The following is a 22,854-nucleotide window of genomic DNA, read 5'->3' as shown; positions in this document are numbered from 1 at the left end:
ATGCCGCTCACGATCCGCCGATCATCGACCCGCGGGATGCCGTGCGACAGTGGGAAATAAGGCTCAATCCGGCGCATCTGCGCCTCGCTCAACAACCAAAGCTCAGACACCCGCAGCACCTGCGAGTGAATCAAGGCATCGCCGCCAATGCAAGAATTTAATGGGTCCTGAGCCTAAGTCGACCGGAACATAGGCCGACAACAAATCTATTGATTCTGTAGGCTTTAGGAACGTCCTTATCGTACTAACACGCCGATAGGTCTTCTCAAGATACGGCTGGTATGCATTAGTAAGCTGTTGGTAGAGCCGCCGAATGCTGGCTACCGGAGCAGAGTTGCCAAACTGTTTGGCCGCGCGCTCAGTTCCTTGAAGAACGACCTCAGCGGCAAATTTGTTCGGATCGAACGATGGCGTCTCTTCGTCCAATGCGCACCCCCTACTCCGCAGCCTCAGCTCCAAACAGCCCCGGACCGTCCGCTTCGACGCCGTCCTCGTTGACCGCCTTGGCCTTCTGGCGCTTGTCGAAGCTTGACCACACGGTGTTCCAGTCGCCGCGGGTGGCGCCCTTGGAATATTCGGTCGCGCGGGTTTCGAAGAAGTTGGCGTGCTCCACCCCGTTGAGCAGCGGCTGGAGCCACGGCAGCGGGTGATCGTCGATCAGGTAGATCGGCTGCAGGCCGAGCTGCTTCAGGCGCCAGTCGGCGATGTAGCGGATATACTTCTTGATATCCTTGGGGCTCATCCCGTCGACGGGGCCGAGTTCGAAGGCGAGATCGATGAAGTTGTCTTCCAGCCGCACGGTCTTCTGGCAGATGTCGATCAGGTCTTCCTTCACCGCCTTGGTGAGGCACTGGCGTTCCTCGCAGAAGGTGTGGAACAGCTTGATGATGCCTTCGCAGTGCAGCGATTCGTCGCGCACCGACCAGCTGACGATCTGGCCCATGCCCTTCATCTTGTTGAAGCGCGGGAAGTTCATCAGCATGGCAAAGCTGGCGAAGAGCTGGAGCCCTTCGGTAAAGCCGCCGAAGGCCGCCAGCGTGCGGGCGATATCCTCATCCGTATCGACGCCGAACTGGCCGAGGAAGTCATGCTTGTCCTTCATCTCCTCGTATTCGAGGAAGGCGCTGTATTCCGCCTCGGGCATGCCGATGGTGTCGAGCAGGTGCGAATAGGCGGCGATGTGCACCGTCTCCATGTTGGAGAAGGCGGCGAGCATCATCTTCACTTCCGTCGGCTTGAACACGCGGCCGTAATTGTCGTGGTAGCAGTTCTGCACCTCGACATCGGCCTGGGTGAAGAAGCGGAAGATCTGGGTGAGCAGATTGCGCTCGTGATCGGTGATCTTCTGCGCCCAGTCGCGGCAATCCTCGCCCAGAGGGACTTCCTCGGGCATCCAGTGGATCTGCTGCTGGCGCTTCCAGAAGTCATAGGCCCACGGATACTGGAACGGCTTGTAGGTGGTGCGGGCTTCGAGCAGCGACATCGGCGGTCTTCCTTCGATTGGATGTCTGTAAGGGCCAATATAGGCGGTTGCAGTCGGTTTGTCAGATACGGCGCGCGGGGCGCCGCGGATTCACGGTGTGGAAATCAGGGGGCGTAGGCGACAAGCACGTAGATGCAGAAAGGCACGAACATCGACACCATGGCGATGTGGATCATCGCCGCGTTGCGCGCATGGCCGGGCCGGTCGCGGCGCAATTCGCGGATCGCGGTGAACGCGAAGATCGCGCACACGACGAGGCCGAAAATCCCCATTCCGAACGGCAGATTCATTCCTTCCCCCTTCTTCCTGCCCCGTTGTGGCCGGGGCGGGCCATAATCAGATCATCCGCCTGACCGGCAGATTGCTGCGGTCTTCCTCGAAGGCGGACTGCGCTCCGCCCCAGTCCGCAGCGGCAAGCAGGTGGAACACCCGCGGCGGCAGCGGACGGGAAAATTCGATCCCGACCCGCGCCCCCTGCCGCCATGCCACCTCGGCCATGTGCGGCCCGGTGCCGGCGATGTAGAGCCGGACGAATTCGCCCAGCCGCAATTGCCCGCGAGGATCGTCGAGCCGGCATCCGCCTTCCGACAGGTCCGCCAGCGCAAGGTCCCACTGCATCCCGCGCGATGTCCGGCACGATCCGGTCGCGGTCGTCGGGATGCGTGAGTGGCGGCGGCTGCGCATTGCGTCTACTAGCTCACTGGCAGCTCAGGCATTCCTCGTAATCGGTCTGCTCGCCGCCGGCGGCCAGTTCGATCTTCGCGAGTTCGGGCGTGTTGTCCGCTTCCACCCCGCCGACGAAGCCGGCGCGCTGCACGCTCTTGGAGCGCAGGTAGTAGAGCGATTTGATGCCCTTTTCCCACGCCTGGTAGTGCAGCATCATCAGGTCCCACTTGTCGACGTCGGCCGGGATGAACAGGTTCAGCGACTGGGCCTGATCGATGTAGGGCGTACGATCGGCCGCGAATTCGAGCAGCCAGCGCTGGTCGATCTCGAAGCTGGTCTTGTAGGTCGCCTTTTCCTCCGGCGTGAGGAAGTCGAGGTGCTGCACCGACCCGCCGCGTTCGAGGATCGAATTCCATACATTGTTGGAATTCTTCGCCTTCTTTTCCAGCAGCTTTTCAAGATAGGGGTTCTTGACGATGAAGCTGCCCGACAGGGTCTTGTGGGTGTAGATATTGGCCGGGATCGGTTCGATACAGGCCGAGGTGCCGCCGCAGATGATGCTGATCGACGCGGTCGGCGCGATCGCCATCTTGCAGCTGAACCGCTCCATCGCGCCCATGTCGGCGGCATCGGGGCAGGGCCCGCGTTCCTGCGCCAGCAGCATCGAGGCTTCCGACGCCTTGGCGTGAACATGCTTGAACATCTTCAGGTTCACCGCCTTGGCCATCGCGCTTTCCATGGCGATGCCCTTGGACTGGAGATAGGAGTGGAAGCCCATCACCCCGAGGCCGACCGAACGTTCGCGCGCGGCGGAATACTTGGCGCGGGCCATCTCGTCCGGCGCGCGGTCGATATAGTCCTGCAGCACGTTGTCGAGGAAGCGCATCACGTCCTCGATAAACTGCTTGTCGGTGTTCCACTCGTCCCACTTTTCGAGGTTGAGCGAGGACAGGCAGCACACCGCGGTGCGATCATTGCCGAGGTGGTCGATACCGGTCGGCAGCGTGATTTCCGAGCACAGGTTCGAAGTCGAGACCTTGAGGCCCAGCTCGCGGTGATGCTTGGGCATCATCCGGTTCACGGTGTCGGAGAAGACGATGTAGGGTTCGCCCGTCGCGAGCCGGGTTTCGACCAGCTTCTGGAACAGCGAACGCGCATCCACCTTGCCGCGCACGCTGCCGTCCTTCGGGCTCTTGAGCTCGAATTCGGCGCCGTCGCGCACAGCCGCCATGAAATCGTCGGTGACGAGCACGCCGTGGTGCAGGTTCAGCGCCTTGCGGTTGAAGTCGCCCGAAGGTTTGCGGATTTCGAGGAACTCCTCGATCTCGGGGTGCGAGATATCGAGATAGCACGCCGCCGAGCCGCGCCGCAGCGAGCCCTGCGAAATCGCCAGCGTCAGGCTGTCCATCACCCGCACGAAGGGAATGATGCCGCTGGTCTTGCCGTTGAGGCCGACCGGTTCGCCGATGCCGCGGACATTGCCCCAATAGGTGCCGATCCCGCCGCCCTTCGAGGCGAGCCACACGTTCTCGTTCCAGGTGCCGACGATGCCTTCGAGGCTGTCGGACACCGAGTTGAGATAGCACGAAATCGGCAGGCCGCGGTTGGTGCCGCCGTTCGACAGCACCGGCGTTGCCGGCATGAACCACAGGTTCGAGATGTAGTCATACAATCGCTGGGCGTGGTCCTGATCATCGGCGTAGGCATCCGCCACGCGGGCGAACAGATCCTGATAGCTTTCGCCGGGCAGCAGGTAACGGTCGGTCAGGGTTTCCTTGCCGAATTCGGTCAGGTTGGCATCGCGCGCCGCATCGGTCGTGATCGTGAAGCGACGATCATTCACCTTCTTGCTGTCGGGTGCGGCCGCCTGCTTGGCCGCTTCGACCATCGCGCCGGCGAGCGCTTCGGTCGCCTTGGCGGCGATCAGCGCGTCCGAACCGGTATCCGCCTTGTTCATCGTCACGGCCTTTTCATCCTTCACCGGGGCCGCAGCGCCCGCATCCACTTCGTTCAGCACTTCGTCCGTCACGCCATCGCTCGCCTTGAATTCCATCGCTTGCCCCACTTGTGTCCCCCGAATCACAACCCGGCACAAGGCCCGCGTTCCGATTCTGTTCTATACAGGACGATCCACAAACCCGCCAACAGGATGTCCCCCGAGGGCTCCACAGGCCGGCTTGTCATTCGCCTCCCGGTTCGCCGCATTCCCCCGTCCCGGCAGCGACTCCGCCCCCTGTCACCCCTGGGGGCTTTCTACGGGGAGTCACCAATGCTTGGGGGTCCGCTTTGAACCGAACCACTAGATACTGAATCAGGTACGATTCCACGTCAACGGGCGATTAACCCTTAAATCACCATGTCCGGCCATCTGGCCATGGCCCGAAACGGCGCGACGCGTGGAGCAAGCTTGAGTCGCGTGCCTGACAAGCCCCAAATTGAATCTGTGAAGAAAAATTTGGTGATTGAATCATGTGAATCAATCCGTGAATCTTTTGCACGTCCGGCTGCATGATTGTTGCGTCCGGGCGTGCCCCCGGATCCTAGAGGAACCGCGCCCGCAATGAAAAAGGGCGGCACCATCCGGCGCCGCCCCTTTCGCATTCCTGTGATCGCGCGCCGCGTGCTTACGGGGCCGGGGGCGGGGGCGGTGCATTCTGGTTCACCGTGGCGACGTTGCCCGATCCGCCTTGCGTGATCCTGGAGAGGTTCTCGAAGCTGTCCTGCGTCACATTCGCCCTGTTCGTCGCCCCGGTCTGGGTGATGAAGGAATCGTTCAGGTCGCCATACTGATCGAGCGTCGCGATGTGATCATTGCCGCTCTGGGTGATCTCCGAATCGCCCAGATCGCCGTACTGCATCACCGTCGCGCTGTTGCCCGAGTTGGCATTGGTGCCGCTATTGTAGAACTGCTGCGTGACCGAGGACGTGTTGCCCGCCCCGATCTGCTCGACATAAACCGTGCTGGCGATCGAGCGCTGGAACACGTCCGAGGTGTTGCCGCTACCCGATTGGATCACAGTCGCCGTAAAGGGGCCGAAACCCGAACCGACACCGGTGATGCCCTGCTCGGTCGTCGCGGTATTTCCGCTGCCGCTCTGGGTCAGCGTGCTGGTGCCGTTCCTGAGGTACTGGCGCACAGTGCCGACATTGCCGTTGCCGCTCTGGGTGACATTGCTGAGATTGTCGTCATCGGTCGGGCCCGAGCCGTTGACACCCTGCTGCACGGTGATCGTGTTGAAGTCGCCAGACTGGGTGATGTTGCTGGTCTGGCGGCGCGAGACGGCGCCCTGCGTCACCGTTGCGGTGTTGCCGTCGGCGCCCAGCATCTGGGTGATGTTGCTGGTCGAATTGATGCTGCGCTGGTTCACCGTCGCGGTGTTCCCGTTACCAGCCTGCGTCGTATTGACGGTGCTTCCCGTATTGCCGAACACACCCGCATCGAGCTGGGTCGTGGTCGCGGTGTTAACGTCGCCCGACTGGATGATGTTGGCGGTGTAATTGTTGGTCGACTGGGTCAGCGTGCTGGTGTTGCCCGCGCCGGTCTGGTCGACGTCGGCGATCTGGCTGGAACCGCTTTGCGTCACCGTCGACATATTGCCCGTCGCCGCCTGGAACACATTGGCGTCATTATTGTTGCCGCTTTGCGTAACGGTCGAATCCTGATCGTCGCCGACTTGCGCGACCTCGACGTAACCGCTGGTGCCCGACTGCGTGACGCGCGAGGTGCTGACAGCGGCAGCCTGATTGACAAGTGCCCGATCACCGTTGCCCGATTGCGTCACGTTTGAGGTGCTGCCCGTGCTCGACTGCGTGACTTCGGCATCATTATTGGCATTGCTCTGCTCGACGGTGGAGGTGTTGCCCAGGCCGCTTTGCACCACCTCGGCGTCCTGCGTGCTACCCGACTGGGTCACAATGCTGGTGTTGTTGACCTGCGCCAAAGCCGGAACGGCCATTGCCAGCGCCAGCAGCGACGCGCCGCCCAAGATTACCTTGTTCATTTTTCTCTCCCCCCATCGCAGCTTTCGGAGCGGATGGCCCCGGAACGGCTGCGGACGCTGTGCACAGCGGCACCAGAAAGCGTCAAAGGCTTAGGGGTAACACCTTATTAACCCGGGGTCGGGTCCCGGCCTTGTCCGCGAGGCAAGCCTGACGGCCCTGTCCCGTATCCGGGCAAATACGGCGAAAACGGCTCGCTCGGGGTCAGCCCTGACGGGCGTGAACCACGATCTCCTCGGCCACGCGGCCGACCAGTTCGGGGGGAATGTCGTGGCCCCAGCCCGGAATCGTCACCAGCCGCGCACCGGAGATGTGGCGCGCGGTATCCTCGCCCGCCTCCAGCTTCACCAGCGGATCGGCCTCGCCGTGCAGCACCAGCGTCGGCGTGCGCACATTGGCAAGGCGCGAACGGCGGCAGCCGTCGTCGATGATCGCGGCCAGTTGGCGCGGCAGGCCCGCCGGATAGACCGAGCGGCGCACGTTCCGCAGCACCTTCTCGCGCTGCTGTTCGGGATCGAAGGGGAAGCCCGGGCTGCCGATATTCTTCGCGATATTCAGACCGTGGGCGACAAGGCTTTCCTCGTCCATGCTCTTCAGCGGGGCGATCAGTGCCTCCATCGCGTGCTTTTCGGCCTGCGGCAGCTTGCCGTTGCCGGTGGTCGACATGATCGAGGTCATGCTCATCAGCCGATCGGGGTGATGCACCGCCATCAGCTGGACGATCATGCCCCCCATCGATGCGCCGACGACGTGCGCCTGACCGATGCCGAGCGCATCGAGCAGCCCGATCCCGTCATGCGCCATGTCGGTGAGGGTATAGGGGACCTTGGCCGGAAAGCCGATCTTCTTGCGCAGCAGCTGGATCGGGAGCGAGGGCGCGCGGGCGCCTTCCATCTTCTGGCTAAGGCCGATGTCGCGGTTATCGTAACGGATGACGCGGAAGCCCTCGCCCGTCAGCGCCTCGACCAGTTCATCGGGCCACAAGGTCAGCTGCGCGCCGAGGCCCATCACCAGCAGGATGGTTTCATGCGCGGGATCGCCGTGGTCCTCGTAGAAGATCTCGATACCGGTATTGGGCGTGGTGACGGTGGGCATTGGTGCGGCGATCCTCTCTCACGCCCGCGCGGTCACTTCCACGCGGGTCCGGCTATATCGAAGCCGCGCAGCGCCAATTGGTCAAGCACGCCGTCGCTTTCCGCCAACACCCTGAGCGGCACCACCGCCAGCGTCGTGCCCTTCACGGCGCTGGCTTCGGCGATCCGATCGACCCAGATGGTCCTGAGTTCGCTGCCCAAAGTCTCGTCCGCCCAGGGCCAGCAGCGGCCCAGCGCCTGTTCGAGCGGGTTCGCCATCACCGCGGGAATATCATAGCGCCGCCAGTCCGCCCCGCGCTGTTCGACGATGTCGGGGCCCGTTTCCAATGCGTCCATCGCTGAGGTGAGGCAGGGGATATGCGCGGTCGGCGGCGCATCGGCGAGGTTGTCGATGATATCCTCGCCGCGCAGGGTGGCGGCGCGGGTGATGGGGACATCGGCCTTCTCGGCGGCGTCCTTCACGACGTCCGAGGCGTCGCGCGCGGTGTTGCGGTTGAAGCGCAATTCCTTGCGCAGCATCTCGAAGGACGTGATCAGGAAGGACTGGCGCGAATAATCTTCGTCATGCGCTTCGCCCAGCATCGAGAGCCGCGCCCATTGTTCGGGGGTCAGATACTGGCTCGCCACGGTCTTGTCGGGCAGCTTGGTGAATTTCGAGCCGGAGAACATCAGCCGCAGCACATCGCCGGGCGAAATCTTGGGCTTCGCGCCGAGGATGACGCGGTCCGCAGCCTTGGTCGCATCCTCGAGCCGGTCGGGCTGCCACGGCGTGGTTTTCGGGATCGCCCGGATCTCGCCGACGAGGATGATGGTGCCGCTGGGCGTGTCGATAGTCCACATCGGCGCGCCGGAACGCTGCGCAGTGACGACTATTGAATTTTCTGGCGCGTTTTCGGTGGGAGCAGGATCGTCCTGCGCGGCGAGGGGGGCGGCCAGCGCAGCCATACAAAGCGCGCAAAGCAGTTTCTTCATCGGTCGCCTCTCGGTTGGTTGGTTCAATGCCCTGTCCGGCTAGACGCGGCGAGATGAACCCTGACCGAACCCGCCCTGCCCGATCACAGCGGCCCTAAGGCACCAGCACCGTATCCTTCGCCTCCGCCGCCATGTCGGGATAGTCCATCGTGTAATGCAGCCCCCGGCTCTCCTTGCGGTGCAGGGCGCTTGTCACGATCAGTTCCGCCGATTGCAGCAGGTTGCGTAGCTCGATCAGATCGGTCGTCACCCGGAACGCGCCGTAATATTCCTCCACCTCGCGTTTCAGCAGGGCGATGCGGTGGGCGGCGCGTTCGAGCCGCTTGGTGGTGCGCACGATGCCGACATAGTTCCACATGAAGCGGCGGATTTCGGTCCAGTTCTGTTTGATGACGACTTCTTCGTCCGAGTCCGTCACGCGGCTTTCGTCCCATGGCAGAACCGCAGGGGGCGCTTCCAGCGTGTCCCAGCGCGACAGGATGTCCTGCGCCGCCGCCTCGCCGAACACGAAGCATTCGAGCAAACTGTTGGACGCGAGCCGGTTCGCGCCGTGCAGGCCGCTTTCGGTGCATTCGCCCGCGGCCCACAGCCCCGGCACATCGGTGCGCGCGTCGAGGCCGACCACCACTCCGCCGCAAGTATAGTGCTGCGCCGGGACGACCGGGATCGGCTGCTTCGTCATGTCGATGCCGAGGCCCATCAGCTTGTCGTAGATCGTCGGGAAGTGCTCACGCACGAAGTCCGCCGGCTGGTGGCTGATATTGAGGTGGACGTAATCGAGGCCGAAGCGCTTGATCTGGTCGTCGATCGCGCGGGCCACCACATCGCGCGGGGCCAGTTCCATGCGTTCAGGGTCGTAATCGACCATGAAACGGCGGCCGGTTTCGGGGTGGAGCAGGTGCCCGCCCTCACCGCGCACAGCCTCGGTGATCAGAAAGTTCTTCACGTCGAGATTGTAGAGGCAGGTCGGGTGGAACTGCATCATCTCCATGTTGGAGACGCGCGCGCCTGCCCGCCATGCCATCGCGATCCCGTCCCCGGTGGCGCCGCGCGGAGCGGTGGAGAATTGATACACGCGCCCCGCCCCGCCGCTGGCCAGCACGGTCGCACGGGCGACATGGCGTTCGACCCGCCCGGTTTCCTCGTTGAGCGCATAGACGCCCCAAACGCGGCCCGCGGCGGAGAAATGCTCGCGGTGGCGATCGGTGATGAGATCGATGCAGGTGCGTCCGGGCAACAGGGTGATGTTGGGATTGGCCTCGGCGGCTTTCAGCAACGCCTCCTGCACCGCCCAGCCGGTGGCATCGTCGACATGGACGATGCGCCGGTGCGAATGGCCGCCTTCGCGGGTGAGGTGGAGCGAATCCGCATCGCGGTTGAACGGCACGCCCAGCTCGCACAGCCGGTCGATCGACTGCGGGGCGCGCTCGATCACGAATTCGACCGTGGCGAGGTCGTTCAGGCCCGCGCCCGCGACCATGGTGTCGCGGATGTGATCCTCGAAGGTGTCGCCGGTATCGAGCACCGCAGCGATCCCGCCTTGCGCCCAAGCGGTCGATCCGCCGGTAAGCGTGCCCTTGGCCAGCACCAGCACGCTGCGGGTCTCGGCCAGCGCCAACGCCGCCGTCAGCCCGGCAGCGCCCGATCCGATCACCACAACGTCATGCGCCTGTCGCAATCCATTCTCCGTCGCCATTTGCGTGCCATGGCGCGCAATCGGGCGGCGGGCAAGGGCCATGCACTGTCACACGCGCTTAAGGAATGTGACTTATGGCTTTCTACCTAGGCTCGGCCCACCAGACGCAGTCGGTCGCCGGGTCGGCCCGGAAAAGCCAACCCTGAAGCCGGAATTATCTCTCCTATGTCCTTCATTTCATTCATCGGATGCGCCGTCGACAGACACGAGCCCCTCCGGCGCAAGGTGAAATGGGACGGCAAGCATTATGTCGGAGAGTGCCGCCATTGCAGCGCGGCGATCCTGCGGGTCGGCCACCGCAAGTGGCGCAAGCGCGAGGACTAGGCAGCGCTGCCGGTCAATTGCACGAAAACGTCTTCGAGATCGGGTTCGCGGGTGGTGACATCCTCGATCACCAGCCCTTGCTCCTGCAGGATCGCGAGCACCTGGCCAGCGCTCATCCGGTCCTTGTCGTAGGTCACCTCTACCTCGCGTGCGCCATCCCATTCCACCCGCACAAAGGCATCATGCGCAGGTGCCGCGGCAAGATCGGCGGCGGCAGTGACCGCAACCACCTTCTCGCGCGCCATATCGACCAGCTCGCGGGTCGGTTTGTTGGCGATCATCTGGCCATGGTTGATGATCGCGATGCGATCGCACAGTTCCTCTGCCTCTTCGAGATAGTGCGTGGTTAGCACCACCGTCACGCCTTCGCGGTTGAGTTCGCTCACCAGTTCCCACAGCTGGCGGCGCAGATCGACATCGACCCCGGCAGTGGGTTCATCCAGCACGAGGATCGGCGGGGAATGCACCATCGCCTTGGCCACCAGCAGGCGGCGTTTCATGCCCCCCGACAGGGTGCGGGCATAGGCATTGCGCTTGTCGGCCAGCCGCACTGCTTGCAGCAATTCCTCGCTGCGGCGCAGGGCCGCGGGGATGCCGTAGAAGCCGGCCTGGTTTTCCAGCACCTCGAACGGGGTGAAGAAAGGATCGAACACGATTTCCTGCGGGACAATCCCGATCGAACGGCTCGCATTGCGGCGGTGCCGGTCGATATCGAAACCCCAGATCTCCGCCGTGCCCGATGTCTTGTTGACCAGCCCTGCAAGGATGTTGATCAGCGTCGACTTGCCCGCGCCATTGGGGCCGAGCAATCCGAAGATCGATCCTTCGGGCACATCGAAGCTGACCCCGCCGAGCGCAAGCTTGCCCTCTGTCACCGTGCCGTTGGCCCCCTTGGCAGGGGCATAGCGTTTGACGAGGTTGTCGATGCGGATGGCGGGTTGAGCGGACATGGCATCGCCCTAGGCAAGCCCTGCGCCAAAGGCAATTGCACTCGGGCGGCGGCGCAGGTATCGGCAGGCGCATGAGCATTGCCCCTCCCGAAGTCCTGCTGGTCGATACGCGGCGCGTCAGCTGCGACGGCGCCAGCGACATCCGCGGCGGCGCGGGTTATCGCCCGGCCGCGCTTGGCCACCCGCGCGTGTTCCTCGAAATCGACGAACACGGCTATGTCGATTGCGGCTATTGCGACCGGCGCTTCGTGCTGCGCGGCGGCCCGGCCGATGGGGCGGATCAGGCCGCCCTGCCCGACATTTCGTCAGGGGCGAGCCCCGCGCGCGGCTGATTCGCGCTCAGCGCGGGTTAAGGCGATCTGTGCTAGGTAGAGATCATCCTACCAGCGGAGAATCGACCGTGACCTACCTCTCAGCTTCCATCCGCCCTCTGATCGCCGGGATTGCAGCTGCGCTCGCGGCGGCTCTGGCCGTGCCCGCAATCGCGCAAGACACGGGTCAGGGCGATGTCGAGACCAAGGCCGAGGCCGAGGCCGCGCCGATGACCAAGGGTGAAAAGCGGCTCGCCAAACTGCTCGAAGGCCGTGTCGCCGGTGAACCGGTGCGCTGCATCCGGACCTTCCCGAACATGCCGATGGAGACGATCGACAAGACCGCCTATGTCTATGGGCGCGGCAACACGATCTATGTCCAGCGCACCCGCAACCCCGAGGATATCGACGGCAGCGACGCGCTGGTTACGCGGCGGTTCAATGCCAGCGAGCTGTGCCGGCTCGACGTGATGACCACGATCGATCGCAATGTCGGGTTCTTTACCGGCGCGGTCTTCTTCGAGGACTTCATCCCCTACACCCGGGTGAAAGAAGACGATTCCGGCGAGGGCTGATCCCCCTCGCCCGCGTCACATCCGGTCGGACAAGGCCGGCATCATCGGTTCCGCCGCCATGCCGCCGCAAGCCTGACGGTCGGGGCAGGCAGATCGTGTGGCTGCGGGGCAGGTGGGTCGCCCGCTCAATCCGATATAGCGGCACACGGCTGCGCCCCCCTCGACGCTGCTGCGCAGAATGATCGGTTCCCGACTGTCCGGCGCGCGCTCCAGAATACGTTCGTCGCGGCGGATCGCAGTGACTTCGGCGTGAAGCTCGGCGAGCGCCACCGGGCGGGACAGCAATGCGCGGCGTTCTTCCTGTGCGCGTTGCTGGCATGGTGACGTCGCGGCGCGCGCGTTGCTTCCGCCATGGGCCCGGGATGAAACCGCCCCGACCTCCGCCGACGGGACATCCGCGGGCATTCCGGCCCTGTCCGGGCGCGCGGGCCCGGCACGGCTGCCATGTATCCGGCCCAGCGCCCAGCTCGCCACAGCTATCAGCCCGGCCAGCCCGCCAAGGGCAGCCGGATCAAAAACCAGTCCCATCACTTCCTCCGCGAGCGGCACCGCCCATCAGCCTCCTGTAGCCGGCCGGCAGCGTTGCGAATCGCCGCGCCCGACTCTCCCGAGAACGCGACCACGCAAGGATGATGCCGCAGGTCGCGGCTCAGGATAATGCGGACGGATACCTAGGCGGCGGGCAAGAACTGTCCCACGTCGAGATGGTGTCAGGCGCGGGCCATCGCCTGCATGCGGGCGATGATTTCCTCGGCCTGTAGCATGATCCGGTCGATCAGTTCCTTGCAGGTCGGGATGTCGTGGATCAGCCCGGCAACCATGCCGCAGCTCCACGCGCCTTCGTCCATCGCGCCTTCGGTCATGATCTTGGGATAGACCCCGGCGACTTCGGGCAGGATGTCCTGAATGGTGATGGCATCGCCGAGGTCCTTCTCCTTCTGGATCAGGCGCTCGACTGCGGCATTGTTAAGCACACGCTCGGTGTTGCGCAGCGGGCGCATCACAAGGCGGGTATCGAGCTCGCTCGCGGCGAGGATCGCCTGCTTCACGTTCTCGTGAACCGGCGCTTCCTTGGTGGCGATGAAGCGGGTGCCCATGTTCATCCCCTGCGCACCCATCGCGAGGCTCGCCACAAGGCTGCGCCCGTCGGCCATGCCGCCGCTGGATACGAAGGGGATCTCCAGTTCGTCAGCCGCACGCGGCAGCAGGATGAAGTTGGGCACGTCATCCTCGCCCGGGTGGCCGCCGCATTCGAACCCGTCGACGCTCACCGCGTCGCACCCGATCTCCTGCGCCTTGAGGCTGTGGCGCACGCTGGTGCACTTGTGGATCACCTTGATCCCGGCATCCTTCAGCGGCGGCAGCAGCTCGACCGGGTTGCGCCCGGCAGTCTCGACCACCTTCACACCCCCGTCGATCACGGCCTTTACCAGCCCCGGATAGTCGGGCGGCGTGAGGGTCGGGAGGATGGTGAGATTCACGCCGAAGGGCTTGTCGGTCATGTCCTTGCAACGTGCAATTTCGTTGGCGAGCTTTTCGGGCGTGCCCTGCGTCAGCCCGGTGATGATGCCCAGCCCGCCCGCATTCGAAACCGCGGCGGCCATCTCCGCGAAACCGACATAGTGCATGCCGCCCTGGATGATCGGATGCTCGATGCCGAACATTTCGGTGATGGCGGTCTTCATGGCGTATTCTCTCCCGTCAAAAGCTGCGTTTGACGGGGACACAAGCCTGTTTGCGGCGTGCTTTCAAGCCCGCTTTTGGAGAGGCACAGCGCAGGCCCTGCGCGCCGTAGCGTCAGCCCGGATGCAATTTTGTGCGAGGAACCGGGAGGCTGGGATACGATGGGATCGGGTCGCTCCCGGCCTACCCGGCAAAAACGGAAATGCCCCGCACAGGGCCGGAATACATTGATCCAGCGCAATCTGTCCGGAAAGACCGGATCAGTCGCGGGTGAAGGACAGCGCGAAGGTAACCGGCACCGCAGGCGTGATCGACGGCAGTTGCGCCAGCGCACGCAGCTCGCCCAGTTCGTCGGTCAATTCGAACATGTCGGTGGTGATGATAACCGGCGCGGTCGGCACCACCGTGACGCGATCGTCGGCGGCGCGGGTGACGAGCACTTCGGTCTCGATCTCCTGTTCCACGCCCTTGAGCGCGAGCGTCGCTTTAAGCGGACGGGTCAACGACTGGCCGACCGCAAGGCCGGCAAAGGCCGCCGGATCCAGCTGCGCCGTCACCACAGCCTTGGGATTGTCCACGACCTGGAAGAAGATTTCGCGCATCCGTTCGTTACGGATGTCGACCCCGGTGTTGACCGAAGCCAGATCGATATCGATCGTTGCGGTGCCATCGGCCGCGACGCTGCCCGACAGCGTGTCGAAGCGGTTGGCTTCGGCAATCTCGCCCGCCTTGATGCTGACATAGGACAGGCGCGAAGTCGCCGGATCGAGCGTCCACGCCGCTTCGGTCACCGGCACAGCGGCAACAGATTCGCCGTCAGATGCAGCACCCGAAGGCTGGGCGCAGGCGGAAAGGCCGAGCGCGAGCGCGGCAGCAACAGCAAGGGGGCGGAGGTTCGTCACGGGCAACACCTTTGAAGCAAAAAAACTTTCGGGGCGAGGAATATGCGATTTGCCGCGCCGCCGAAAGGGGGGCTTTAGCGCCTCATTCCCACTCGATCGTGCCCGGCGGCTTCGACGTGTAATCGTAGACGACGCGGTTGATGCCCTTCACCTCGTTAACGATGCGGGTGGCGACCCGCGTGAGGAAGCCGGCGTCATAGGGGAAGACGTCGGCGGTCATCCCGTCGGTCGATGTCACGGCGCGCAGGGCGCAGACAGAATCATAAGTGCGCCCGTCGCCCATCACGCCGACCGTCTTGACCGGCAGCAGCACGGCGAAAGCCTGCCAGATCGCATCATAAAGGCCCGCATTGCGGATCTCTTCCAGATAGATCGCGTCGGCCTTGCGCAGAATGTCGCAGCGTTCCTTTGTGACTTCGCCGGGGATGCGGATCGCGAGGCCGGGGCCGGGGAAGGGGTGGCGACCGACGAAGGCATCGGGCAGGCCCAGTTCGCGGCCCAGATCGCGCACCTCGTCCTTGAACAATTCGCGCAAGGGCTCGACCAGCGCCATGTTCATGCGCTCGGGCAGGCCGCCGACATTGTGGTGGCTCTTGATCGTGACGCTCGGCCCGCCGGTGAAGCTGACCGATTCGATCACGTCGGGATAGAGCGTCCCCTGCGCGAGGAAATCCGCGCCGCCGATCTTCTTGGCCTCGGCCTCGAACACGTCGATGAAGGTCTTGCCGATGAACTTGCGCTTGGCCTCGGGGTCGGTGAGGCCGGCCAGCCCGCCGAGGAACAGCTCTTCGGCCTCCACGTGCACCAGCGGGATGTTGTAATGATCGCGGAACAGGGTGACGACCTGTTCGGCCTCGTTCATCCGCATCAACCCGTGATCGACGAAGACGCATGTCAGCTGGTCGCCTATCGCTTCGTGGATCAGCACCGCGGCAACCGCCGAATCGACCCCGCCCGAAAGCCCGCAGATCACCTTCTTGTCGCCCACCTGGGCGCGGATTTCGGCGATCTTGGTCTTGCGGAACTCCGCCATGGTCCAATCGCCCGCAAGGCCGCAGACATGGCGCACGAAATTGGCGATCAGTTTGCCGCCGTCCGGGGTGTGGACCACCTCGGGGTGGAACTGCGTGCCGTAGAAGCGGCGCTTTTCGTCCGCGATCACCGCGAAGGGCGCGCCGTCGCTGGTGGCGACGATTTCAAAGCCATCTGCGAACTGCGTCACCTTGTCGCCGTGGCTCATCCACACCTGGTGCCGCTCGCCCACCTGCCAAAGCCCGTCGAACAGCGCGCAATCGGCGGTGACGGTAAGGAAGGCGCGGCCGAATTCGCCGCCTTCGCCGGTTTCATGGCCGGGCCGCACCTCGCCGCCCAGCTGGTGGGTCATCACCTGCTGCCCGTAACAGATGCCGAGGATCGGCAAGCCCGCATCGAACAGCATCTGCGGCGCGCGCGGGGAGCCGTCGTCCGGCACGCTAGCGGGGGAGCCTGAAAGAATGATGCCCTTGGGCTTGAGCCGCGCAAACGCCGCCTCGGCCTGGGTGAAAGGCGCGATTTCCGAATAGACCCCCGCCTCGCGTACGCGGCGCGCGATCAGCTGTGTAACTTGCGACCCGAAATCGACGATCAGGATCGATTCGGGAACGGAGGAATCGCCCGCGGCCGGGCTGGAAGGGTGCGCGCTCATGGCGGCGAATTACGAAGCGCGCCCCCTGCTGTCCAGCATCGCCGCGAGGGCGCACAGCTATTTTGCAGTGCATCAATTTTTTAGGGCAGGGAAATCAGAAGGTTCCCGGAATAGTGGTGCGAAAAAGTTGCATTCTTTGGAACCACTATCGCGCATTTCGCATTTGCACACATCTCTTGTGCACTGCACCAGAGTTTCAAACAGCAACCGAATGCCGGACAGCGGCATCGCACAATGTCAGACACCCTCTCAAATCCGGAGTACCTCTCATGCGTTTCACTCTTCCCCTCATCGCCCTTGCCGCCGTCGCCACGCCCGTTCTCGCCGCGCCGCAGGCCGGTGAGCAGACCGTCACTCTGCGCGTCGCCTATGGCGATGTCGACGTGACAAGCGAAGAAGGCCGCGCCGCTCTCGAAGCGCGGATCGACGCCAAGCTGCGTCAGGCCTGCAAGCTCGAAGGCGCCGCGCGTTACGCTTATGGCCGCACCGTGGTCGACGAAAAGTGCGTTGCCGAAGCCCGCACCGCGGCGCTGGCCGAAGTCGAGCGCGTTGCCGCCGCCGAAGCGCGCCGCGGCCGTGAAGTCGCCGCCAACTGAGCGACCTTAAAGCATTGAAACAAAAGGCGGCCGTCGGAGCGATCCGGCGGCCGCTTGCGTTTGGCAAATGCGGATTTTGTTGCGTTTTACGCAACCAACCTTGGCATTTTCTCATTTGAATTCGACGCAATCGAACAGCAAATGGCAACCACGCGATGCGTGCCGGGCTCCTCTCTCTCCACCCCGGCTTCCCCGACGCGGGGCCATCGTCCGGCAGATCGAGACCGAACACGGTTATTCTGCCTGCCTGCCAGACCCGGTAAGGACGGCCGTTCTCCCCCCCTTGGCCCTCCTGCCCCCGCCGGGCGCCCCGCCGCAACAGGCCGGGCAAGCAGCACGCGAGACGCGGCCACCAGTCCTCCCCCTATCATTGGCGGCCGCGTCTCCAGCTGCGCCTTGCTCCGAACCCCCTGTGATCGCAAAAAACGCTTTCAGCGATGAATTATATTCATTCATCGATGTGATTGAATATTACGCGAAGCTTGCCATATGGTGCTCGTGTCCGGGCGGCGATTCCTCTCTCCTGCGCCGCGCCGGACCAAACCCGAACCACAACAGAACAGGGAAAAAGAACCATGCGCATGTTCAGTGAAAAGGCGATTGCCTTCCTGCTCGCCCTCGTCATGAGCGGCACCGCGTTCAACACGTTCATCGTCTGAGGCCCCGCCTCGGACATCGTGTAAGCGCGCAAAGCAGCTATCCGGCGATACGCGAGATCCCTCTCCCTTGCGCCGCCGGAACCAAGCGGCCCGGTTGTCCGATGCGACAACCGGGCCGTCTTGTATCTACTCCACCCCGCCCAGCCGCGCGGCTTCCTCGCGCAGCTCGCTCTTCAGCAGCTTGCCGATATGGCTGCGCGGCATTTCCGCGATGGGGTGCAACGCGGCGAGGCGCTGGGTCTTGCCGAGCCGGTCGTTCACCGCCGCCATGATCGCCGCAGGCCGCGCCGCGCCGTCTTTCAACACCACGAAGCCAACCGGGCTTTCCCCCCACTTGCGCGACGGCACGCCAACCACTGCCGCTTCGGCCACGCCCGCTTCCTTCAGCAATTCGGCCTCCAGATCGGTCGGATAGATGTTGAACCCGCCCGAGATGATCATGTCCTTGGCGCGCCCGACCAGTTCGACGAAGCCTTCGGCGTCCACCCGCCCGATATCGCCCATCCGCATCCACGCCTCGCCCGTTGCAGGGTCGATCCACTGGGCTTCGGCGGTCTTGTCGGGGCGGTTCTTGTAACCGCTCATCATGGTAAGGCTGCGACCGATGAGGTTACCCGGTGTGCCGGGCGGTACCTCGCGGTCCTCGTCGTCGAGCACCTTCAGCTCGCTACCCGGCGCGGGGCGGCCCACAGTGTGCAGCTTGTCGGGGAATTCATGGCAGGGCAGCAGGCAGACAACCCCGCCTTCGGTCATCGAGTAAATCTCGATCAGCCCGCCCGGCATCCGCGCCAGCACCTCGCGCTTCAATTCCGCCGAGAAAGGCGCCGAGGTGCAGTATTTGAGTTTGAGGCTCGACAGGTCGAAGTCGTCGAAGCCGGGGAAGTCCATCAACCGCTGGTATTGCACCGGCACCAGCATGGTGATGGTCGTGCGGTCGGCCTCGGCATGGGCAAGCCACTTCGCGCAGTCGAACTTGCCCATCACCCGCACGCAGCCGCCTGCGAGCAGAACGGGGAGGAAAGCGACCATCGTGGTATTCGAATAAAGCGGGGTCGAGGCGAGCGAGCGCACTTCCAGCCCTGCGCCGAGGTAACTCAAAGCCGTCGCCGCGAATTGCCGCCAGCGCATCTGGTGCGAATGGACGATGCCTTTCGGAATACCGGTGGTGCCGCTGGAATAGATGATGTTGAAGGAATCCTTCGGCTCCGGCACGAAATCCGGTGCGCGGGTGCCGGGAGGCGCCATCCAAGTATCGATGCTCTCCAGCGGCACGCGGATCAGATCGGCCATGAAATCGGGGCCGAGCTCCGCCGCCTTGGCGGCATCGATGAACAGATGGATCGCGCCCGAATCCTTCGCCATGCCGGCAAGCTGTTCGGGGCTGGCGCTGGTGGTGAGCGGCGCGGCCACCCCGCCTGCCCGCACCGCCGCAAGGAACACCAGCGCATATTCGACCGTCGATGTGCCGAGGATCGCCACCGATTGCCCGCGCTGAAGGCCCGTTTCCACCATCCGCGCCGCCAACCGCTCGACCAGGCCCACCAGCTCCGCCCAGTAAACCTCGCGCCGGTCGTCGCGCAGGGCGAGTTCATCGCCCTTGATCCGCGACCATTCCACCAGGATTTCGGGAAAGCTGCCGAAGGGTTCGGCAAGGCGGGCCATCATCATGTCATTGCTCATGGCGGGTATGCATAATCGGGCAGGAGCGGCGCGCAAACAATTTGCAGGCACGCTCGCACAAGTGCCAAGGTGAGCACCAGAGAGAGGGCAAGAGATGATCCGGATGATGGGAATGATCGCACTCGCCGCGCTGGCGACGGCCACGGCGGGCGCGCAGGACGATGCCGCGCCGCAGCGGGTGCTGGTGGTGGTCGCCCACCCTGATGACGAGCTGTTCATGGCTCCCGCGATCGCGGCACTGGCGCGCGAAGGCGCGCAGGTCAGGGTCATCCATGCCACGCAGGGGGATGCCGGCCCCGGCGTTTCCAACCTGCCGCCGGGCGAGAAGCTGGCGCAGGTCCGCGCGATGGAGGCGTTCTGCTCGGTCGATGCGCTGGGTGCGAGGACGAGCGTCAATCTCAAACTAGGCGACGGGAAGCTGGGCATTGCCGCCCATCATCCCGGAAGTCAGGCGCAGCTGCTGGGCGAAGGCATCGCCCCCTATCTGATGCGCAGCGACCTGGTGCTTACCTGGGGGCCGGACGGTGGCTATGGCCATGCCGATCACCGCATGGTGAGCGTCCTGACGACCCAGATCGTGCAGGCCATGTCCGAGGAAAACCGCCCCAGACTGCTCTATGTCGCTATCCCCACAGGCAGCCTGCCGCCGGTGCCCGAGATGGCGCGCTGGGCCACGACCGACCCCGCTTTGCTGACCGAGACCATCGCCTATACCCCCGCCGATCTTGCCGCTGCCAAGGCCGCCGCACAGTGCCACGTCACCCAGTTCGACGCGGCCTCGCGAGAGGGAATGATGGGGCTGTTCGATGCCACGATGTGGCGCGGGCGCGTGCATTTCCGGCCCGCTTTCTGAAACCTTCGTCGAAGCAGGTCGCCCTACCGTGGAAAAGCGCCGCTTCGAAGCCTCGCAGAGTTGGGATTTCCGCCTTCAGCGCCTATATCATCGGCATGACCGAAACCACTTCACAAAGCCCTGAAAAGCGCCCCAATACCAACGAATACGGCGCGGACTCGATCAAGGTCCTCAAGGGCCTCGACGCGGTGCGCAAGCGCCCCGGCATGTATATCGGCGATACCGACGACGGATCGGGCCTGCACCACATGGTGTTCGAGGTGTCCGACAACGCCATCGACGAAGCGCTGGCGGGCCATTGTGACCTCGTCCTGATCGAGCTGAACCCCGACGGCTCCGTCTCGGTCGAGGATAACGGCCGCGGCATCCCGACCGACATCCATGCCGAGGAAGGCGTCTCGGCAGCCGAAGTCATCATGACCCAGCTGCACGCGGGCGGAAAGTTCGAGAACACCTCGGACGATAATGCCTACAAGGTTTCGGGCGGCCTGCACGGCGTGGGCGTGTCGGTGGTGAACGCGCTCAGCGAATGGCTCGAGCTGACCATCTGGCGCGAGGGCAAGGAACACTGGATGCGCTTCGAACACGGCGACGCGGTCGAAAGCCTGCGTGTCGTCGGCGATGCGCCGAAGGTTGAAGGCAATGCCGATCGCAACGGCTTCAAGAAGGGCACCCGCGTGACCTTCAAGGCCAGCCACGACACCTTCAAGAACGTCACCGAGTTCGATTTCGAGAAGCTCGAACACCGCTACCGCGAGCTGGCTTTCCTCAATTCGGGCGTGCGCATCAAGCTGTGCGACAAGCGCCACGAGGACGTGGTCGAGCATGATCTCTATTACGAGGGCGGGATTGCGGCCTTCGTCAAATATCTCGATCGCAACAAGCAGGCACTGATCCCCGAACCGATCGCCGTGTCGGCGGAAAAGGACGGTATCGGCATCGACGTCGCGCTCGAATGGAACGATTCCTATTACGAGAACGTGCTCGCCTTCACCAACAACATCCCCCAGCGCGACGGGGGCACGCACTTGGCCGCCTTCCGCGCCGCGCTGACCCGCACGCTCAACAATTATGCCGAACGTTCGGGGATGCTGAAGAAGGAAAAGGTCAGCCTGTCGGGCGAAGACATGCGCGAAGGCCTGACCGCGATTGTCAGCGTCAAGCTGCCCGATCCCAAGTTCTCCAGCCAGACCAAGGACAAGCTGGTCTCCTCCGAAGTGCGCTCGCCGCTCGAAACCCTGATGGGCGAGAAGATGACCGAGTGGCTGGAGGAAAACCCCAATGACGCGCGCTCGATCATCCAGAAGGTGATCGATGCCGCCGCTGCGCGCGAGGCTGCCCGCCGGGCGCGCGAAATGAGCCGCAAGGGCGCGATGAGCGTCGCCAGCCTGCCCGGCAAGCTGGCCGATTGTCAGGAACGCGATCCGGCCAAGTCCGAACTGTTCCTGGTCGAGGGCGATTCTGCAGGCGGTTCGGCCAAGCAGGGGCGTGATCGCAAGACGCAGGCGATCCTGCCGCTGAAGGGCAAGATCCTGAACGTGGAACGCGCGCGGTTCGACCGGATCATCTCTTCGAAGGAAGTCGGCACCCTGATCCAGGCGATGGGCACCGGCATCCGCGACGAATTCAACCTCGAAAAGCTGCGCTACCACAAGATCGTCATCATGACCGACGCCGACGTGGACGGCGCGCATATCCGCACGCTGCTGCTGACCTTCTTCCACCGCCAGATGCCCGAGATCATCAAGGCCGGGCACCTGTTCATCGCCCAGCCGCCGCTGTTCAAGGTCGCCAAGGGGCGGAGCGAGGTCTACCTCAAGGATCAGGCCGCGCTCGATCGCTATCTGGTCGATGCGGGGCTTCAGGGCCGTGTGCTGGAAACGCAGGGCGGTGCGCGCGGCGGCGATGATCTGCGCGCGATCGTCGATGCCGCGCTGCGTCTGAAAAACCTGCTCGGCTTCGTCCCGCGCCGCTACGACATGGGGCTGGTCGAACAGATGGCGCTGACCGGCGCGCTCCAGCCCGGCCTGTCGGGCGATGCGTTGACCGCAGCGCTCGATCGTGCGGCGGCGCGTCTGCAAGCAGGCGACCGCGAGGCCCGCTGGAGCGCCTCGCAGCGCGCGGACGGCACGGTGGTGTTCGAACGTCTGTGGCGCGGCGTCACCGACGTCCACGAAATCGACGCAAGGTTCCTGTCGAGCACCGAAGCGCACAAGCTCCACACGCTCGCCGCAGCGCAGGCCGATACCTATGCGGTGCCGGTCAGTCTGGTGCGCGCGGGCGACGTGCCCGAAGAGCCCGAACCGGAAGCCGTCGCGACCGATCCGCTCGCGGGCGAGGTGGAGGACACGCCGCCCGTCACCGCGATCCCCGTCGACGGGGCGATCAGCCGGCCGACCCAGCTGCTCGACGCGATCTTTGCCGCCGGGCGCAAGGGCCTGTCGATCGCCCGCTACAAGGGTCTGGGCGAAATGAACGCGGAGCAATTGTGGGAGACCACGCTTGATCCCGAAGCGCGCGTGCTGTTGCAGGTGAAGGTCGAGGATGCCGACGTCACCGACGAGATCTTCACCCGCCTGATGGGCGACGTCGTGGAACCGCGCCGCGAGTTCATTCAGGACAATGCCCTCAATGTGGCGAACCTTGATGTCTGATTGCATCAGCCATCAAGAACCACTGGGGGCATTGAACGTGGCAAACCTCGACGTCTAGCCGCCGCAAGGACAC

General features: G+C 64.0%; 20 protein-coding genes. 6 read left to right on the top strand and 14 right to left on the bottom strand.

The genetic code is table 11. The features are described from left to right. Positions 1–436: 436 nt before the first annotated feature. From OIK40_RS12865 to OIK40_RS12825, 9 genes are all read right to left on the bottom strand, one after another. Positions 437–1,483, bottom strand: a complete 1,047-nt coding sequence (locus OIK40_RS12865) for a ribonucleotide-diphosphate reductase subunit beta (protein WP_273678749.1) — start codon at positions 1,481–1,483, stop codon at positions 437–439. A 104-nt stretch (positions 1,484–1,587) separates the two neighbouring features. Further along, complete coding sequence (locus OIK40_RS12860) at positions 1,588–1,773, bottom strand: hypothetical protein (protein ID WP_273678748.1); 186 nt, start codon at positions 1,771–1,773, stop codon at positions 1,588–1,590. Positions 1,774–1,819: 46 nt separating this feature from the next. After that, positions 1,820–2,167: a PilZ domain-containing protein gene (locus tag OIK40_RS12855; RefSeq protein WP_273678747.1), complete on the bottom strand. Its 348-nt coding sequence runs from the start codon at positions 2,165–2,167 to the stop codon at positions 1,820–1,822. 13 nt (positions 2,168–2,180) lie between these two features. Further along, a complete protein-coding gene (locus tag OIK40_RS12850; protein ID WP_273678746.1) occupies positions 2,181–4,202 on the bottom strand; it encodes a ribonucleoside-diphosphate reductase subunit alpha in 2,022 nt (673 codons plus the stop codon). A gap of 571 nt (positions 4,203–4,773) precedes the next feature. Then, positions 4,774–6,150, bottom strand: coding sequence for a beta strand repeat-containing protein (locus tag OIK40_RS12845; RefSeq protein ID WP_273678745.1), 1,377 nt, complete (start codon positions 6,148–6,150; stop codon positions 4,774–4,776). A 202-nt stretch (positions 6,151–6,352) separates the two neighbouring features. Further along, positions 6,353–7,243: an alpha/beta fold hydrolase gene (locus tag OIK40_RS12840; RefSeq protein ID WP_273678744.1), complete on the bottom strand. Its 891-nt coding sequence runs from the start codon at positions 7,241–7,243 to the stop codon at positions 6,353–6,355. A gap of 32 nt (positions 7,244–7,275) precedes the next feature. Then, complete coding sequence (locus tag OIK40_RS12835) at positions 7,276–8,214, bottom strand: TraB/GumN family protein (protein ID WP_273678743.1); 939 nt, start codon at positions 8,212–8,214, stop codon at positions 7,276–7,278. Positions 8,215–8,308: 94 nt separating this feature from the next. Further along, positions 8,309–9,910 (bottom strand): L-aspartate oxidase, encoded by a 1,602-nt coding sequence (nadB, locus tag OIK40_RS12830; protein WP_273678742.1) that lies wholly within the window; start codon positions 9,908–9,910, stop codon positions 8,309–8,311. Between the two features lie 320 nt (positions 9,911–10,230). Further along, on the bottom strand, positions 10,231–11,184 hold the full coding sequence (locus OIK40_RS12825) for an ABC transporter ATP-binding protein (RefSeq protein ID WP_273678741.1): 954 nt from the start codon (positions 11,182–11,184) through the stop codon (positions 10,231–10,233). Positions 11,185–11,255: 71 nt separating this feature from the next. Between OIK40_RS12825 and OIK40_RS12820 the strand changes: the two genes are divergently transcribed. Next, entirely contained in the window at positions 11,256–11,516 is a 261-nt protein-coding gene (locus OIK40_RS12820; RefSeq protein WP_273678740.1) for a zinc-finger domain-containing protein, read from the top strand. A 68-nt stretch (positions 11,517–11,584) separates the two neighbouring features. Next, on the top strand, positions 11,585–12,070 hold the full coding sequence (locus OIK40_RS12815) for a hypothetical protein (protein ID WP_273678739.1): 486 nt from the start codon (positions 11,585–11,587) through the stop codon (positions 12,068–12,070). A gap of 15 nt (positions 12,071–12,085) precedes the next feature. Here the strand turns inward: OIK40_RS12815 and OIK40_RS12810 are convergent, their stop codons facing one another. The 4 genes from OIK40_RS12810 to guaA form a co-directional block, all read right to left on the bottom strand. After that, positions 12,086–12,598: a hypothetical protein gene (locus OIK40_RS12810; RefSeq protein ID WP_273678738.1), complete on the bottom strand. Its 513-nt coding sequence runs from the start codon at positions 12,596–12,598 to the stop codon at positions 12,086–12,088. Positions 12,599–12,780: 182 nt separating this feature from the next. Then, positions 12,781–13,797: an NAD(P)H-dependent flavin oxidoreductase gene (locus OIK40_RS12805; RefSeq protein ID WP_273678737.1), complete on the bottom strand. Its 1,017-nt coding sequence runs from the start codon at positions 13,795–13,797 to the stop codon at positions 12,781–12,783. Positions 13,798–14,013: 216 nt separating this feature from the next. Further along, the gene (locus OIK40_RS12800; RefSeq protein WP_273678736.1) at positions 14,014–14,655 is read right to left on the bottom strand and encodes a YceI family protein; all 642 of its coding nucleotides are present in this window, start codon (positions 14,653–14,655) and stop codon (positions 14,014–14,016) included. An 82-nt stretch (positions 14,656–14,737) separates the two neighbouring features. After that, positions 14,738–16,339 carry a glutamine-hydrolyzing GMP synthase gene (gene guaA / locus OIK40_RS12795; RefSeq protein ID WP_273678735.1) on the bottom strand — a complete coding sequence of 534 codons (1,602 nt, stop codon included), beginning with the start codon at positions 16,337–16,339 and terminating at the stop codon, positions 14,738–14,740. Positions 16,340–16,608: 269 nt separating this feature from the next. Here guaA and OIK40_RS12790 point away from each other — a divergent pair, with 269 nt between their 5' ends. Both OIK40_RS12790 and OIK40_RS12785 read left to right on the top strand, forming a co-directional pair. Next, complete coding sequence (locus OIK40_RS12790; RefSeq protein WP_273678734.1) at positions 16,609–16,935, top strand: UrcA family protein; 327 nt, start codon at positions 16,609–16,611, stop codon at positions 16,933–16,935. Between the two features lie 464 nt (positions 16,936–17,399). Further along, positions 17,400–17,594 (top strand): hypothetical protein, encoded by a 195-nt coding sequence (locus tag OIK40_RS12785; protein ID WP_273678733.1) that lies wholly within the window; start codon positions 17,400–17,402, stop codon positions 17,592–17,594. A 126-nt stretch (positions 17,595–17,720) separates the two neighbouring features. Here the strand turns inward: OIK40_RS12785 and OIK40_RS12780 are convergent, their stop codons facing one another. Continuing rightward, positions 17,721–19,274, bottom strand: a complete 1,554-nt coding sequence (locus OIK40_RS12780; protein ID WP_273678732.1) for a class I adenylate-forming enzyme family protein — start codon at positions 19,272–19,274, stop codon at positions 17,721–17,723. A 94-nt stretch (positions 19,275–19,368) separates the two neighbouring features. On the opposite strand from OIK40_RS12780, the gene OIK40_RS12775 reads away from it, so the two are divergent. Continuing rightward, positions 19,369–20,127, top strand: coding sequence for a PIG-L family deacetylase (locus tag OIK40_RS12775; protein ID WP_273678731.1), 759 nt, complete (start codon positions 19,369–19,371; stop codon positions 20,125–20,127). Between the two features lie 95 nt (positions 20,128–20,222). Beyond that, positions 20,223–22,781 (top strand): DNA topoisomerase (ATP-hydrolyzing) subunit B, encoded by a 2,559-nt coding sequence (gyrB, locus tag OIK40_RS12770; protein ID WP_273678730.1) that lies wholly within the window; start codon positions 20,223–20,225, stop codon positions 22,779–22,781. Positions 22,782–22,854: the final 73 nt, after the last annotated feature.

Origin of the sequence: Erythrobacter fulvus, from assembly GCF_028595285.1 — a bacterium.
In the GTDB taxonomy this organism is placed as follows: domain Bacteria; phylum Pseudomonadota; class Alphaproteobacteria; order Sphingomonadales; family Sphingomonadaceae; genus Erythrobacter; species Erythrobacter fulvus.
This window is presented reverse-complemented; position numbering and strand designations above follow the sequence as displayed.